The organism is Amycolatopsis sp. NPDC058986 (genome assembly GCF_042741125.1).
In the GTDB taxonomy this organism is placed as follows: Bacteria; Actinomycetota; Actinomycetes; order Mycobacteriales; family Pseudonocardiaceae; genus Amycolatopsis.
Genome location: NZ_JBHYJW010000039.1, coordinates 1 through 14,419 on the forward strand (window position 1 = coordinate 1; position 14,419 = coordinate 14,419).

Here is a 14,419-nt window from a genome sequence, read left to right on the forward strand (position 1 = left end):
CCTTACAGGCGTCTGACGCCTGTAAGGTGGCCTTAACGGCATTTCAGGCGTCGAGTTGGAGGAGCAGGGATTTCGGGGCGACCAGGCGGTAGGCGTCGCGGACGATCTCGGTGATCTCGGCCCAGTCGACGTCCACGTCCAGCCGGACGCCGAGCCAGCCGCGATGCCCGACGTAGGGCGGCCTGAAGAACCTGTCCGGCTCGCTCCCGGCCAGTTCCTCCTGCGCACCCGGCGGCGCGGGACACCAGAACGCGAGCTTGTCGTCGTGATGGCGGTCGGCGAACATCACGAACGTCTTCCTGCCCCGCACGAACCAGGTGGGCTCACCGTGGCTCAGCCGTTCGGTGGTTTCCGGTAACGCCAAGCACACCTGACGGAGCCTCGTCAACGCGTCGTCGGCCATGGCACCAGTATCCCTGACCACGGGTTTCCGGCTAGGCTGTCACGCTGGGAGAGGGTGTGATCATGGACGGTTACCGGCTGCAGGTCGACGCACTGGGCAAACTCATCGGCGAGCTGCGCACCGCCGCCGACGACATGACGAGCGCGAACAAACAGCTCACGGGGGCACGGAATCTCGGCGGTCTCGGCGATCCGGCGCTGGGCAAGGCCGCCCGCGAGTTCGAGGACACCTGGGAGTACGGGATCGGCGAGCTGGGCAAGGCCGCCGGCCAGGTCACCGAACGTCTCGAACGCGCGAAGCAGCGATACCAGCAGGTCGAGGACCTCTACCACAAACAGCTCGAAGAGTGGTCGCCCGACGAGTTCGACGAGTGGTCCACCGACGACGGCATGGTCGGCGGCGGCTACACAGGCGGGATCCGCGGCATCCTGGACGGTGGCCAGTGAACTCCACCGGCACGGTCGACAGCTTCGAGGCACTCGGTTTCGACCCCGCGCCCGGCGACCTCGCCCAGGTTTCCACGATCGCCGAGAAGTACCGCACGGTCGCCACCGGGCTCGCCGACGCGCTGGAGTCGCTGCAGGCGATCGTCCAGAAGAAGGGCGAAATCTGGCAGGGACAGGCCAGCGAGGCGTTCGCCCGCCGCGTCGGCAAGCTCCCCGGCTACCTCGACGCCGCGGCCCGGTCGATGACCCGGGCGGCGCAGGCGATCAGCCGGTGGGAAGGCGACCTCGGCACGTTGAAGGCGCAGGCACGGGAGCTCGAGATCAAGGCCCGCCAAGCCGCCGAAGCCGCGCAGGCGGCCAGGAACAACCCGGACTTCGCGCTGGCCAACCAGACCTTCCCGGACGAACCTTCGCTCAAGCTCGCGCAGAACCTCCTCGACGACGCGGGCCGCAAGCTGCAGGAGGCGATCGACGGCTGCGAGACCATCCAGGAAGCCGCGAAGCGAGTCCTGGAGCAGCACGGCAGGATCGCGCAGGAGGTCGCCGCCGAGCTGACCCGCGCCCGCGAGCTGGCTCCCGAGGAGCCCGGCCTGCTCGACGAGGTCGTCGACTCCCTGACCAACGCCGTCAAGGATTTCGCGAACGACGTCGCCGACGTGGCAGACAAGATCGGGAACTTCGTCGGGGACCATGCGAACACGATCGCCAAACTGTCCGATGTGGCCGGTGACATCGGCAACGGCCTGAGCCTGCTGTCGGAATTCCTGCCGCCCCCGCTGGAACAGATCGGCGGAACGGTCGCGACCGGGCTCGGTGTCACCGCGCTCGCCGGGCACGCCGCCGCGAAGGCCGCGGGCGCCGAGGTGTCGACGCAGACGCTCGTCATGGACTCGGTCGGCGTGGGCACCTCCCTGGCCGGGACGATCTTCCCGAAGTCGGAGGCCGTCATGAAGGGCATCGGTTACGGGGCCATCCGTGGCCAGCTGATGACGGAGAACCCCGGGCTGGGCAAGCTCCGGAACAAGGAAGGCCCGATCGACGACTTCATCAACTACTGGGTCCCGCGCGACAAATCGCAGTGGCTTTCTGCGGCGGCGGGCTACTTCCTCTCCCCGCCGTTGCTCGCGGTGCACCCCACGATCAACGCGGCGGCCGACGGGATGAAGGAAGACAGCAAACCGCAGCGCCGCGAGGAACTCGACCGCAGCCGGGTCTGGGAGTAAGCGATGAGCACACCGACGTTGCCGCAGGTCCGGGTCGACCTGCCGCCCGGCTTCGCGGGCCTGCCGATCAGCACCTCCGACGAGCAGAACGCCGCACAGGCCTGGGCGCTCGCGGGCAAGGTCGCCGAGGAGACCGGCCAATCCCGCGAGGAGTTCGCCCAGTACCTCCACGCGTTGACACCGGGACTCGCCGAACAGGGCGTCCGGCTGTTCGGCCGGTTCGCCGCCGGCGACGAAAACCCGGGCCTCGCAACGCTCACCGTGGCGATCCAGGCCTGGCCGGCTCCCCCGCCCGACGGCTTCGCGGACAACCCGCACATCGTCGCGTCCGCGCTCGCCGAGCAGTACCGCGAGCGGCATCCCGGTGCGGACGCCCGTGCGGTCCCGTTGGCCATCGGCCCGGCGATGGTCGCGGTCGAGCAGGGCGAGTTCCGCCTGCCACCCGCGGTCACCGGCGACGGCGAGGTCGTCCGGCCAGGATTGCGGATCGAGGTCCAGATCCCGTTGCCGGACAACGCAGGCCTCGCCGTGCTGAACGTCGTCAGCGGTGACGAGGCGCGGTGGGAAGCGGTCGTGGAGCAGACCCGCGTGATCGCCAACAGCGTGCGAGTGGACGAAGCGTGCTGAACACGCTGCACCCGATGTCCACGCCACCCACGTGGCCGCAACAGATGTGGCTGCTGCGCGTCGGCGAGTTGCGCTACCGGTTCTTCACCGGACGTCCCATCGTGTACGTCTTCCCCGAACAGTGGGGAGTCGACGCCGGGACGATCCGCCAGATCGCCTACGAACGCCGCTACGTCGAGATCGAACCCGAGCAGCCGGGTTCGCTGCGCTTCCAGTACGCCCCGCAGTCGGTCGCCAGGGTGTCGCCCTACGACAACTACGAGCCCCAGCCGGACGCGAGCCGGGGACGTCAGCTGCTGAATCACCTCTCCGGCGAGGACACGGTGTGGATCAGCGTCCGCCAGGCCAGGATGTCGCGGCAGCACGTCGTGGACGTCGCGCGGTCCGAGGGAATGCACGTCGCGGCCGACGTCGCCGACGAGACCGACCGGATCCTGCTGCTGAAACGGGACAGACCGTCGGGCCGGGTTACCTGGGAGGCCCGTTTCCTGCGCTGGATGGTCCGTGGGTACGTCCGCTACGTCGGTATCGGGCTGATCGCGGCCATGACCGGCACCATCTGGATCCTCAGCCGCTTCACCGGGGATTCGATCCTGTGGTTCCTCTTCGTTCCCCTGCTCGCCGTCGTGCTGGGCGGCGCCGCGCTCACGGTGTTTCCCCGTTCGTCGCGAGTGAGCTGGCTGGCCGCGAAGTTCGACGGCAGTCCGTCGGTCCAGCTCTTCCAGTCCTCCTACCGGCTCTCCCACGACCTCATCTGCGAGATCGCCGCGCTCCACGGCTATTTCTTCGCGGGCATCATGAGCACCGACCGCCGCTACGCGACCATGATGTTCTGGCGCTGCGGCCCCGGCGAACCCGAAGTCGCGCACGACATCCCCCGGACGCCGCCACGGTATGACACCCCGGCGCCCCAGCCGTCCCCTGGCCGGGAACGTTGGCTGCGCAAGCGGCTTGCCGGTGCCGACGCGGTCTGGATCAGCCTTCTGCACACGGGACTGCCGCGCCAATCCGTCGTCGACGCCGCCCGCGACGCGGGGCTCACGGTGTCGGCGGAACTCGCGGACGCGACCGACCGGCTGATGCGGTTGAGCCGCGATCCGTCCCCGCCCCGGTTGCCGCTGCCCGAACCACAGGGATTCCGGTGGCCGCGGAAGACGCTGATGGTCTATCTGATCCCCGTGCTCTGGCTGCTGTTCTGCTTCGCGGGGTCAGCGGTCGCGTCGCTCGCGTTCGACAACCGGGTCGTCGCGGGCACCCTGCTCGGCTGCGGCGTCCTGCTCGCTCCACCGCTGGTTTTCGTGCTGCGGCTGTTTCCCCGCTCCACCAAGGTGGGCTGGCTCGCGCGCGAGTTCACCGGCAAGAACGGCGTCACGCTGTTCCTGTCCACCTTCGGGGTCTCACTCGGCCTCGCCACGCAGATGGCCGCCGTGTACGGATATTTCCCGGCGGGGCAGAACATGACACGGGCACAGGGCACGTTCGTCAGTTTCGTCAAGTACGTCCCGGGAGGAGCGCGGTGAGCAATCCCGAACTCATCGAAGAGATGCGCTGGCAACTGCGGCGCATCACCGAACAACGGGCGAAAAACGATCGGCTGCTCACCGAACTCTCGCGAACCACCGGCCAGGTCAGCTCCCCTGACGGCGCCGTCACCGTACTGACCCGACCGGACGGCGAAGTCATCGAGGTGAAGCTGACGCCGGAAGCCATGAAGCAGGACGCCGAGGTGCTCGGCCACCTCATCACCACGGTCCTGCGTGGCGCCCGCACCGCGACGAAACCCGCCGAGGCGGGCGAACAAATCGCGCCGGAACACGAAGAGCCGTATGAGAACACGATCTTCGACGCCTGATTTCTACAGCACCACAACGAGCACGGCGATCCAGGCGACGACGATCCCGGCGGCGGCGCCGAACACGGCCCAGCGCACGATCGGAATGCGCCTGCCCAGCCACAGCGAGGGCGCGATGCCCGCAGTGACGACGACCGTCGCGGCCAGTGCGAGCCAGCTGCTGGTCTCCCGTGCCAATGTCCTGGCCAGCGCGAGCATCGCGACGACCACCAGCACCGCGGCGAAGGCCGACACGGTGAGCCCGGTGAGCCACGGCGTCGGCTCGTCGCCCTGACCGCGCGGGCCGAACAACTGCTCGGCGAAGCGGACACGGGCGGACTTGGCCCGCGACGGCGGCTCGACCACCGTTTCGCCGCCGGTCACCGGATCCACGAACCGCACGGTCGTCCCCATCACGGCGGCCAGCCGCGCGGCGAGTTGCCGTCCGCGCTGCGAGACGACCTGTGCCGGTTCGCCCGAACCGGGCTCCGCGCGGGACACCGCCGAGGCCACGCGCGCCCACTCGTGCAGCGCCTGCGCGAGGTCGGAACCGATCGCGAGACGGTGCGGATCGACCTCCCGCGCCTGCTCGCCGCCCGGCCCGGCCAGCACCGCGCGTTCGCCCTTGACCCGCAATTCCATGTCATTCGCTCCCGGTGTGGCGACGGTTCCGCCACCTTAGCGGTCGGCACCCTGGAGCTCGTAGAACGCAACGGCAGCCGCAGTGGCCACGTTGAGCGAATCGACACCGGGCACCATCGGGATCCGGACGGCGAGATCCGCGGCGGACAGCGCCTCCTCGGTCAGGCCCGGCCCCTCGGCGCCGAGCATCAGCGCGACCTTGCCCGGCGCGTGCTCGCGCACCGCGCGCAGCGGCACGGAATCCGCCCGCGGCGTCAGCGCGGCCACCCGGAAACCCTGTGCCCGCAACGAATCCAGCCCACCCGGCCAGTCGCCGACGCTCGCGAACGGGACCCGCAGCACGTGCCCCATCGACACCCGCACGCTGCGCCGGTACAGCGGATCCGAACAGCCCGGCCCGAGCAGCACCCCGCCGACACCGAGCGCGGCCGCGTTGCGGAACAACGCGCCGAGGTTCTCGTGGTCGCCGACGCCTTCCAAGACGGCGACCACCTCGGCTCCGGCGACGACCTCGGCCGCGGTCATCGGCACCGGCCGGTCGGCGACCGCGAGGACGCCCCGGTTGAGATGGAAGCCGACGACCTCGGCCATGGTCTCCGCGGAGCTGACGTAGGCGGGTACGTCAACCCGCGCGAGTGCGTTGTCCAATTCACGGAACCGCCGCTCCACGCCGAGCAGCGCGCGCACCGGATAACGGGACTCGAGCATCCTGCCGACCACCACGGTGCCCTCGGCGATGACGAGTCCCTTGCCGCCAGGGCGATCCGGGCGGCGGTCCGCAGTGGACAGGTCGCGGAAGTCGTCGAGACGGGGATCGTCCCGATCCTCGGTGAAGATCATGTGGGCCACCCGCACAGTTTGTCATCCACCTGCCACGCGCGCGGCTGGGCCGAACGTCACGAAAGCTCTGGTACGAACGGGGGCTTTTTGCGGAGGGTTAACCCGAAGTGACAGAGAGCACCAGTTTGGCCGCTAGCCGAGATTCTCATGCTGTGCAACGGTTGTCGGCCGGGAGACCTACACCTCCTGGTACCTCGGCCGACGAAAACAGGGATGGTCATGGGGATGGACCTGGCGGCACAACCGTTCAACCCGCTCGACCGCGGACGGTACCGCCGCAAGGTCCAACGCTGTCTGGACACCCTCGCCCGCATGCTCACCGACGGCAGTTTTTCCTTCCCCCGCAAGAGCATCGGGCTGGAAGTGGAACTCAATCTCGTCGACAGCGAGCTGCGCCCGTCGATGTCCAACACCGCCGTGCTGGAGGCGCTGGACGATCCGTCGTTCACCGCCGAACTCGGCCAGCACAACCTCGAACTCAACGTGCCGCCCCGGCTACTCGCCGGTGATTCCGCGCTGCACCTGGAAGACGACCTCCGCGCCTACCTCGCCGCGGCCGACGCCAAGGCCGCCGACACCGGTTCGGCACTGGCGATGATCGGCATCCTGCCGACGCTGCGCCAGGAGCATTTCGACCAGAAATGGCTCACCAACAAGGCCCGCTACGCGGTGTTGAACGACCAGATCCTCGCCGCGCGCGGGGAGCGCACCGAACTGTGCATGGAAGGCGCCGCACTGCCGGGACGGCAGCCGGAAAGGCTGCGCAGTTACGCCGAATCGATTCTGCCGGAAGCGGCCTGCACGTCCGTGCAACTGCACCTGCAGGTCGCGCCGGAGGAATTCGCCCCGCACTGGAACGCGGCGCAATGCCTCGCCGGCGTACAGATCGCGCTCGGCGCCAATTCGCCGTTCCTGCTCGGCAAGGCATTGTGGTACGAAACACGGATCCCGTTGTTCCTGCAGGCCACCGACACCCGTCCGGAGGAATTGAAAAATCAGGGAGTACGACCCAGAGTGTGGTTTGGGGAACGCTGGGTTACTTCAATCTTTGATCTGTTCGAGGAAAACGTCCGCTACTTCCCCGGCCTGCTCCCGGAAACCGACCTCGAAGACCCGATCGAGACACTCGACGCCGGGCAGGCACCGAAACTCACCGAACTGCGGATGCACAACGGCACGATCTGGCGCTGGAACCGGCCGGTGTACGACGTCGTCGACGGCCTGCCGCACCTGCGTGTGGAGAACCGCGTCCTGCCCGCCGGACCGACCGTGCTGGACATGGTCGCGAACGCGGCCTTCTTCTACGGCGCGCAGCGGGCGCTGGCCGAAGCCGAGCGTCCGGTGTGGAGCCAGATGTCGTTCCAGGCCGCCGAGGAGAACCTGTACGCGGGGGCCCGCCGGGGCTTCGACGCGCAGCTGTACTGGCCGGGCATCGGCTGGATCCCGCCGGACGAACTCGCGCTGCGGGTGCTGCTGCCGCTGGCCCACGACGGACTACGCCGCTCCGACGTGTCGGACGAGGCTCGGGAGAAGTACCTCGGCGTCATCGAGCGCCGCTGCCTCGCGCGGCGGACCGGCGCGTCGTGGCAGCGCGACTTCGTCCTGCGCGCCCAGGAACGCGGCGACGACCGGGAGGCCGCGCTGAGCCGGATGCTGCGCCGCTACCTCGAACTCTCCGCCTCCGGCGCCCCGGTACACACCTGGTCGCTCACGGATTGACGCACCAGGGGCGATAATCGGCGGTTATGCCGAAGATTCTGGGCGGGTCGATCGAGGCGCACCGGCGCGAAGTACGGACGCGTGTCTTCGAGGTGTTGCGCGCGCAGCTGTACGAACGCGGCTTCGACGCGATCACCCTGTCCGGGATCGCGGCGGACGCCGGGCTCGGCCGGACCGCGCTGTACAACCACTTCCCGGACAAGGAAAGCCTGCTCGTCGCCTTCGTCGAGGACGAGGCGAATCGCTATGTCGACCGGCTGACCGAGGCCATCGAGGCGCAGGAGGACCCGGTCGGGCAGCTCGCCACGTTCGTCCGGCTCCAGCTGCGCGTGCTGGCCGAGTACCACCTGCCGCCGGGCACGGCGCTCGAATCCGCACTGGCCCCCTCGGCCTACCGCCGGATCAGTGCGCACGCCGACCCGATCACCGACCGGCTGCGGGACATCCTCGCCGCGGGCGCGGCGGCGGGCCGCTGGCCCGGCGAGGACACCGCGGTGCTCATCCCGATGATCACCGCGGCGCTCGGCAGCCGCCAGGTGATCGAGGTGCCGGCCGACGAGCTGGAGCACACGATCGAGGCCGCCGTCCGGTTCGTGCTCCGCGCGGTCGGCGCGAACGAACCCCCGGATTCCCCGCCGATTTAGGGTAGCCTAACTCCGAGTCGTGCCGTACGCTGATTCTGACAGCGCGTCAGATCGATCGTCAGCAGGAGGCGCCTCATGCCGGTGACCACGGAACTCGAAGCCCGCCCGTTCTCCGCGACCCTGCGTGCGTCGACCCTCGCCGTGCATGACCGGGCGAACCACTCGGTCTACATGAATGCGCTGTTCGGCGGCGATCTGCCCCTGTCGGGTTACACCCGGTTGGCGGAGCAGTACTACTTCGTCTACCAAGCGATCGAGGAGATGAGCGACGCGATGGCCGGGGACCCGGTCGGCGGCGAGTTCGTCTTCGACGAGCTGCGGCGGATGCCGAACCTCGAACGCGACATGGAGTTCCTGCTCGGCTCCGACTGGCGCGCGAAGATCCGTCAGCTCCCGGCGACCGAGGCGTACGCGCGTCGGATCCGCGAGGCCTCGGAGTGGGCGGGCGGCTACGTGGCGCACCACTACACCCGCTACCTCGGCGACATCGCCGGCGGCCAGGCGATCCGGCGGCTGCTGGCGAAGAACTACGAGGTGTCCGAAGCCGGGTCGCTCTTCTACCACTTCGACGAGATCGGCAGCGCCCCCGCGTTCCGCGACCGCTATCGCGCCAAGCTCGACACGGCTCCGTGGAGCGACAAGGAGCGCGCCCGCGTCGTCGACGAAGCCCTTGTCGCCTTCGAGTGCAACGTCGCCGTCTTCACCGAACTCGCCGACGAACTCCGCCTCGCCGCATAGGCGCCCCAAAAGCCCCAACACCCCCGCCACACCCAACGCCACGTTGAGCTTTTCTCGGTAGGCGCGGGGACTTTTGCTGGTGGGTGCCCTCCCCGGGGTCGTTGTGGTGCGGCGGGTCTGGGGGACGTGTCGCGAACGCTCCGTTCGGGACGTTCATCGTCGGCAACGGAGCGTTCGCGGCATCGGGCGAATGTCGTCGGCGAGCGCGGCTAGCCCGAGGGACGCCCTTGGCGCACCCCAGACCAGCACACCGAAGGCGTCCTGCACCCACGGTCCCAGAACCCATTAGTGACAACCCCAATGTGGCATTGGGCGCGTTGGACGCACCCAATGCCACCTTGGGGCACATGCCGGTACCACTGTCCGGCTCCATCCACAGTGGACAGAGTTTTAGGTGCACCGAAAACTTGGCTTCGCTGAGCCGAAAACCAACCCATGTCGATGATCACGGTCACAGGACGTTGACCTCAAGTTAAGTCGAGGGAGCAGAGTGAGTTTCAGGCGGCACACCTCCGGGTAAGCCGCGAACGGCCAGTAGTCCCACGCTGTGGCAGGGCACGGCCCCCGGTCGCCGAGATCGGGCGTGTGCTACTAGGTTCGGTACTGGAAACTTGCGTCGAAGACAGAAGGAGGGCCAATGGCCCGCTACGAGCTGCCCGATCTCGACTACGACTACGGCGCCCTCGCGCCGCACATCTCCGGCGAGATCAACGAGCTGCACCACAGCAAGCACCACGCGACCTACGTCAAGGGCGCGAACGACACGCTCGACAAGCTCGAAGCCGCCCGCGAAGCGAACGACTTCGGCTCCATCGTCGGCCTGGAGACCACCCTCGCGTTCAACCTGGCGGGGCACGCGAACCACGTGGTGTGGTGGAAGATCCTCTCCCCGGAGGGCGGCGACAAGCCGACCGGCGAGCTGGCCGCGGCGATCGACGAGGCCTTCGGCTCGTTCGACAAGTTCAAGGCCCAGTTCACCGCGGTTTCGACCACGATCCAGGGCAACGGCTGGGGCGCGCTGTCCTGGGACCCGATCGGCAAGACGCTGATCACCCAGCAGCTGCGCGACCACCACAACAACCTGATCCTGCCGACCGTGCCGATCCTGCTGGTCGACGTCTGGGAGCACGCGTTCTACCTCGACTACAAGAACGTCAAGCCGGACTACGTCAAGGCCCTGTGGAACATCTTCAACTGGGCCGAGATCAGCAAGCGGTTCGACAACGCCGTCGCCGGCGGCAACGGCCTCCTGCTCAGCTGAGGCGCTCCCACCACGAAACGGGGTCCTTCCACGGAAGGGCCCCGTTTTCGTTCCCGCGCGGGCGCGCGGGAAGTGAGAGAGTCGGCTCATGGACATCGACGCCTACCTCGCCCGCATCGGAGTCACCCGGCCCGTCGGCACGGACGCGTCGGCGTTGCGACGACTGCAGGAGCACCACCTGGCGGCCGTGCCCTTCGAAAACCTGAGCATCCACCTCGGCGAACCGATCGAGCTCACCGAGGAAGCGTTGTTCGACAAGATCGTCGGACGGCGTCGCGGTGGTTTCTGCTACGAGCTCAACGGACTCTTCGCCGCGCTCCTGCGCGAACTCGGCTTCGCCGCGGCATTGCACGGCGCCTACGTCTTCCACGACGACGGCACCACCGGCCCGGCGCTCGACCACGCCGCGATCCGCGTCGACCTGGCCGAGCCGTGGCTTGTCGACGTCGGCTTCGGCCGGTTCAGCCGCGCGCCGCTCCGACTCGACGTCACCGAACCGCGGGCCGACCTCGAAGGCGAATTCCTGATACGGGAAGGCCCTGCCGGAGACACCGATGTCTCCTGCGACGGCAAACCGCAGTACCGCCTCGAACAGCGCCCGCGAGCGCTGGCCGACTTCGCGGGCATGGCCTGGTACCAGGCGACGTCGCCGGACTCGCATTTCGTGCGGAAGCCCGTCTGCTCGCTGCCGACGCCGAACGGCCGCATCTCCCTCTCCGGCGATCAGCTGATCGAGACCGTCGGCGACACGCGCCGCGAGTCGACACTCGATACCGACGGCGCGATCCTCGCGACCTACCGCGAGCGCTTCGGGATCTCGCTGACCAGCGTCCCGCGTTCACCGCGTGAACAGCCTTGACGTGGCGCGCGCCGGTCCCGACCATGAACTCGGCGCTCAATGAACTCGGCGGTCAATGAACGGAGCCCCGCACCCGGGGTTCCCAGGTGCGGGGCTCCGTCCGTTCCCGAACTGACTGCCGCTCCCACCACGAAGCGGACATGTATGAGGTTAGCCTAACCTCAGTAGTCGGGCAAGAGGATCTTGCCCGAGACCCGGATCTCACCCATTCGAGTGATATGCCGCGTTCGCGGGACGCGGCGAGGTCCGCCCGCTAGCGTCGCTTCGTGGTCACCGTGGGTAGGCGCAACTGGATCGCGATCGCGATCATCCTCGGCGTGCTGGCGATGTTCGCCGGGCTCGGCCTGGTCGCCAAGCTGACGCTCGGCCCCGTCTTCGGCACGAGCGACCCGCCGAAGGACCTCCCCGCGATCTGGCCGACCCAGGGCGGCACCGCGGTACGCCACGAGGTCCCGATGCCCACCGGTGAGATGGTCGCCGCGCTCCCGCGCACCACGGCCGGACAGGTGCTGTGCCGGGCCGTCCCTGCGCAACGCTGGCCGGAAATCCTCGGCGGACCGGTGCTGATGGAGGTCAGCCTCACGGGCAGCTGCCACGTGGTCACCGCGACCCTCGACGTGACCGTCGATCTCAACGGGTCCACCACGCCCTTGGTCCGAAGCGAGCCGATCACGATCAGCGGGCGAAGCGGTTACGCCGAGCACAGCGAAACAGGAGCGACGCTGATGCTCGCCTTGACCGGCAACCGGCCGGGCACCTGGGTCAACCCGACACTGAACATCCGCCTCATGAAGGATTTCCGGGACAGCGAACGGGACCTCGCCGGAATGGCCAAGGCCATCGCGGAAGGCGTCATCGCGGCCACGACGGCGCCGGGGCTTTCCCTGCCCCAGGACACAGAAAGCCTGTCCGGAATCCCACCGAAGGCCGTGCCACCGACCCCGCGCTTCGGCATCGTGGACGGCGCCTACCCGATGGTCTCCTGGCAGCTCTGCACCCAGCTCGCACAGGAACTCGGTGTGGACATCGAGAAGACCAAACCGTCGATGCGCGGCGATTGCCAGCTCCAGGGCGACACCTTCAACGCCAGCGCCGACTACATCGAAACGACCGCGGGCAAGGCCGAATACCCGGACAGGATCGGCGGCCGACCCGCCCAGTTCACCAAGAACTACGTGCAGGTCAAACTCACCGACGACACCGACCAGGCCGTCCGGTTCCACGCCTTCTTCGCCAGGACCCAGAACGACGACCGGCTGCACGCGCTGGTCGAGAAGGTCTTGCCGCCGTTGCTGGGCCGCTGACGCGCTACACCCGGTCGCGCTTCAAGACACGCAGTCCGGTGCTGAACCGGCGCACCGGCAACGTGACGCCACCCCGCCGGATCAGCACGACAGCGCACACCACCGCGGCCAGCGCCGAGATCGCGCCACCGAGGTAGAACGGCGAGCGGCCGCCGAAGGCGTCGGCCATCCAGCCGGTCATCGGGCCGCCGATGGGATTGCCGCCGATCAGCACCAGCACGTAGAGGCCCATGACCCGGCCGCGCATCTCCGGGCTGACCGAGGTCTGGACCAGTGCGTTCGCCGTGTTCAGGAACGTCATGGTGGCGAAGCCGAGCGGGATGAGGCCGATGCCGAAGCTCAGGTAGGTCGGCATGAACGCGGTGATCATCTCGAACACGCCGAGCGCCAGCGCCGCCAGCAGCATGACGCGCACCCGGGGCCTGCCCTTCGTGCCACGCCGCGCGGACATGATCGCGCCGGTGAACGTGCCGACCGCGACCAGCGTCGAGAGCAGGCCGTAGCCGTCGGCACCGGTGTGGAACACGTTCGCGGCGACGATCGGCAGCGACGAGAAGTACGTGATGCCGAACGTGCTCACGAAGAACACCAGCACCATCACGGTGACCAGGTCCGAGCGGTGCCGGACGTACCGGAGGCCCTCTGCGAGCTGGCCCTTCGCCCTCGGCACGGCGGCCCCACGGAACAGCTTGCCGGGGTCCATCATCGCGAGCCCGGCGACGACGGCGACCGTGCTCACCGCGTTCGCGATGAACAGCCAGCCGGTGCCGACCCAGGTGATCGCGAACCCGGCGATCGCCGGGCCGACGATCCGCGCCATGTTGAAGATCGTCGAGTTCAGCGCGACGGCGTTGGTGACCTGGTCGCGGCCGACCATCTCGGCGACGAACGACTGGCGCGTCGGCACTTCGAGCGCGGAGGTCGTGCCGAGCGTCAGGCACAGCAGGTACACCTGCCAGAGCGCGGCGACCCCGGTCAGGTCGAGCACGCCGAGGACGGCGGCCTGGACGGTGCTGGCGCCCTGGATGATCATCAGCAGCTTGCGCTTGTCCACCCGGTCGGCGATCACCCCCGCCCACAGCGAGAGGAACAGCGTCGGGGTGAACTGCAGCGCCACCGCGACGCCGAGCGCGATCGGGTTGTTGCCGCTGAGGGTGAACACCAGCCAGTCCTGGGCGATGCGCTGCATCCAGGTGCCGATGTTCGAGATGATCTGGCCGGAGAAGAACAGCCGGTAGTTGCGCACTCGCAGCGAGTCGAAGACACCGCGTTTGCGGCGGGGCGGTGATTCCGGCGAAGGGGACGGTGGTGCTGATGTCCGGGTAGCAGAGGTCTTGGACTGGCAGTCTGTTCCGCTACCCGTTGTCGTCACCGTTTTTCGTTCCCCGCCATCCTGTCGATGATCTCGGCGGCACGGGAGAGCACTTCGCGCTCCTCGTCGCCGAGCTGAGCCAGTTGTTTGTCCAGCCATGCCTCGCGTACGGAGATCGCCTTGCGCACGTAGGTCAGCCCGCTCTCGGACAGTTCGACGATGGCCTGCCGGCCGTCGGTCGGATGCGGCCTGCGCTCCACGTACCCCAGGTCTTCGAGCGCGGCGATCACCCTCGTCATCGAGGGCGGCTGGACGCCTTCCTTCGCGGCGAGCTGGCCGGGGGTCAGCGGGCCGCACTTGTGCAGGGTGGACAGCGCGGCGACCTGGGTCAGGCTCAGGTCTTCCCCGACGCGCTGTGCCCGGAGCCGGCGGTTGAGCCGGACCACCGCGAGACGCAGGCGGCTCGCGAGGGAGCGCTCATGCGTGTCGCCGGACATATAGTTAGCATACCTTACGAAACATCGTCCCGATGGGTGAACCTCACCACGACCGGGCCGGGACCGGCAAACG

16 protein-coding genes are annotated in these 14,419 nt (G+C 68.4%); 11 read left to right on the forward strand and 5 right to left on the reverse strand.

Features of this window, described 5'->3' with window-relative positions:
• Positions 1–43: 43 nt before the first annotated feature.
• On the reverse strand, positions 44–403 hold the full coding sequence (locus ACFW0G_RS29330; RefSeq protein WP_378328653.1) for an MmcQ/YjbR family DNA-binding protein: 360 nt from the start codon (positions 401–403) through the stop codon (positions 44–46).
• Positions 404–465: 62 nt separating this feature from the next.
• Here ACFW0G_RS29330 and ACFW0G_RS29335 point away from each other — a divergent pair, with 62 nt between their 5' ends.
• Genes ACFW0G_RS29335 through ACFW0G_RS29355 form a run of 5 tightly spaced genes read left to right on the forward strand, consistent with a single transcriptional unit; the run spans position 466 to position 4,551 of the window.
• A complete protein-coding gene (locus ACFW0G_RS29335; RefSeq protein ID WP_378328654.1) occupies positions 466–849 on the forward strand; it encodes a hypothetical protein in 384 nt (127 codons plus the stop codon).
• Entirely contained in the window at positions 846–2,072 is a 1,227-nt protein-coding gene (locus ACFW0G_RS29340) for a WXG100 family type VII secretion target (protein ID WP_378328655.1), read from the forward strand. Before ACFW0G_RS29335 ends, ACFW0G_RS29340 begins: the two co-directional genes overlap by 4 nt.
• Positions 2,073–2,075: 3 nt before the next feature.
• Positions 2,076–2,699 (forward strand): hypothetical protein, encoded by a 624-nt coding sequence (locus tag ACFW0G_RS29345; RefSeq protein ID WP_378328656.1) that lies wholly within the window; start codon positions 2,076–2,078, stop codon positions 2,697–2,699.
• Positions 2,700–2,713: 14 nt separating this feature from the next.
• Complete coding sequence (locus ACFW0G_RS29350; RefSeq protein ID WP_378328657.1) at positions 2,714–4,219, forward strand: hypothetical protein; 1,506 nt, start codon at positions 2,714–2,716, stop codon at positions 4,217–4,219.
• A complete protein-coding gene (locus tag ACFW0G_RS29355; RefSeq protein ID WP_378328658.1) occupies positions 4,216–4,551 on the forward strand; it encodes a YbaB/EbfC family nucleoid-associated protein in 336 nt (111 codons plus the stop codon). The genes ACFW0G_RS29350 and ACFW0G_RS29355 overlap by 4 nt, the downstream gene beginning before the upstream one ends.
• A 3-nt stretch (positions 4,552–4,554) precedes the next feature.
• Here the strand turns inward: ACFW0G_RS29355 and ACFW0G_RS29360 are convergent, their stop codons facing one another.
• Positions 4,555–5,172 (reverse strand): DUF2537 domain-containing protein, encoded by a 618-nt coding sequence (locus tag ACFW0G_RS29360; RefSeq protein ID WP_378328659.1) that lies wholly within the window; start codon positions 5,170–5,172, stop codon positions 4,555–4,557.
• Between the two features lie 36 nt (positions 5,173–5,208).
• Positions 5,209–6,012: a TrmH family RNA methyltransferase gene (locus ACFW0G_RS29365; RefSeq protein ID WP_378328728.1), complete on the reverse strand. Its 804-nt coding sequence runs from the start codon at positions 6,010–6,012 to the stop codon at positions 5,209–5,211.
• Positions 6,013–6,231: 219 nt separating this feature from the next.
• Between ACFW0G_RS29365 and ACFW0G_RS29370 the strand changes: the two genes are divergently transcribed.
• The 6 genes from ACFW0G_RS29370 (at position 6,232) to ACFW0G_RS29395 (ending at position 12,537) form a co-directional block, all read left to right on the forward strand.
• Entirely contained in the window at positions 6,232–7,731 is a 1,500-nt protein-coding gene (locus ACFW0G_RS29370; protein ID WP_378328660.1) for a glutamate--cysteine ligase, read from the forward strand.
• A gap of 26 nt (positions 7,732–7,757) precedes the next feature.
• Positions 7,758–8,375 carry a TetR/AcrR family transcriptional regulator gene (locus ACFW0G_RS29375; protein WP_378328661.1) on the forward strand — a complete coding sequence of 206 codons (618 nt, stop codon included), beginning with the start codon at positions 7,758–7,760 and terminating at the stop codon, positions 8,373–8,375.
• Positions 8,376–8,450: 75 nt separating this feature from the next.
• A complete protein-coding gene (locus ACFW0G_RS29380) occupies positions 8,451–9,113 on the forward strand; it encodes a heme oxygenase (biliverdin-producing) (RefSeq protein WP_378328662.1) in 663 nt (220 codons plus the stop codon).
• A 637-nt stretch (positions 9,114–9,750) separates the two neighbouring features.
• Positions 9,751–10,374, forward strand: a complete 624-nt coding sequence (locus ACFW0G_RS29385) for a superoxide dismutase (RefSeq protein ID WP_378328663.1) — start codon at positions 9,751–9,753, stop codon at positions 10,372–10,374.
• Between the two features lie 88 nt (positions 10,375–10,462).
• On the forward strand, positions 10,463–11,233 hold the full coding sequence (locus ACFW0G_RS29390) for an arylamine N-acetyltransferase (protein ID WP_378328664.1): 771 nt from the start codon (positions 10,463–10,465) through the stop codon (positions 11,231–11,233).
• 266 nt (positions 11,234–11,499) lie between these two features.
• Positions 11,500–12,537, forward strand: a complete 1,038-nt coding sequence (locus ACFW0G_RS29395) for a hypothetical protein (RefSeq protein WP_378328665.1) — start codon at positions 11,500–11,502, stop codon at positions 12,535–12,537.
• 4 nt (positions 12,538–12,541) lie between these two features.
• On the opposite strand, the gene ACFW0G_RS29400 is transcribed toward ACFW0G_RS29395, so the two are convergent.
• The gene (locus tag ACFW0G_RS29400; RefSeq protein WP_378328729.1) at positions 12,542–13,789 is read right to left on the reverse strand and encodes an MFS transporter; all 1,248 of its coding nucleotides are present in this window, start codon (positions 13,787–13,789) and stop codon (positions 12,542–12,544) included.
• Between the two features lie 116 nt (positions 13,790–13,905).
• Entirely contained in the window at positions 13,906–14,346 is a 441-nt protein-coding gene (locus ACFW0G_RS29405) for a MarR family winged helix-turn-helix transcriptional regulator (protein WP_378328666.1), read from the reverse strand.
• Positions 14,347–14,419: the final 73 nt, after the last annotated feature.

Coding starts and splice junctions, on each gene's coding strand:
- ACFW0G_RS29390 (WP_378328664.1), top strand. CDS start 10,463: ATGGACATCGACGCCTACCTCGCCCGCATCGGAGTCACCCGGCCCGTC.
- ACFW0G_RS29375 (WP_378328661.1), top strand. CDS start 7,758: ATGCCGAAGATTCTGGGCGGGTCGATCGAGGCGCACCGGCGCGAAGTA.
- ACFW0G_RS29370 (WP_378328660.1), top strand. CDS start 6,232: ATGGGGATGGACCTGGCGGCACAACCGTTCAACCCGCTCGACCGCGGA.
- ACFW0G_RS29360 (WP_378328659.1), bottom strand. CDS start 5,172: ATGGAATTGCGGGTCAAGGGCGAACGCGCGGTGCTGGCCGGGCCGGGC.
- ACFW0G_RS29345 (WP_378328656.1), top strand. CDS start 2,076: ATGAGCACACCGACGTTGCCGCAGGTCCGGGTCGACCTGCCGCCCGGC.
- ACFW0G_RS29335 (WP_378328654.1), top strand. CDS start 466: ATGGACGGTTACCGGCTGCAGGTCGACGCACTGGGCAAACTCATCGGC.
- ACFW0G_RS29385 (WP_378328663.1), top strand. CDS start 9,751: ATGGCCCGCTACGAGCTGCCCGATCTCGACTACGACTACGGCGCCCTC.
- ACFW0G_RS29380 (WP_378328662.1), top strand. CDS start 8,451: ATGCCGGTGACCACGGAACTCGAAGCCCGCCCGTTCTCCGCGACCCTG.
- ACFW0G_RS29365 (WP_378328728.1), bottom strand. CDS start 6,012: ATGATCTTCACCGAGGATCGGGACGATCCCCGTCTCGACGACTTCCGC.
- ACFW0G_RS29350 (WP_378328657.1), top strand. CDS start 2,714: ATGTCCACGCCACCCACGTGGCCGCAACAGATGTGGCTGCTGCGCGTC.
- ACFW0G_RS29330 (WP_378328653.1), bottom strand. CDS start 403: ATGGCCGACGACGCGTTGACGAGGCTCCGTCAGGTGTGCTTGGCGTTA.
- ACFW0G_RS29405 (WP_378328666.1), bottom strand. CDS start 14,346: ATGTCCGGCGACACGCATGAGCGCTCCCTCGCGAGCCGCCTGCGTCTC.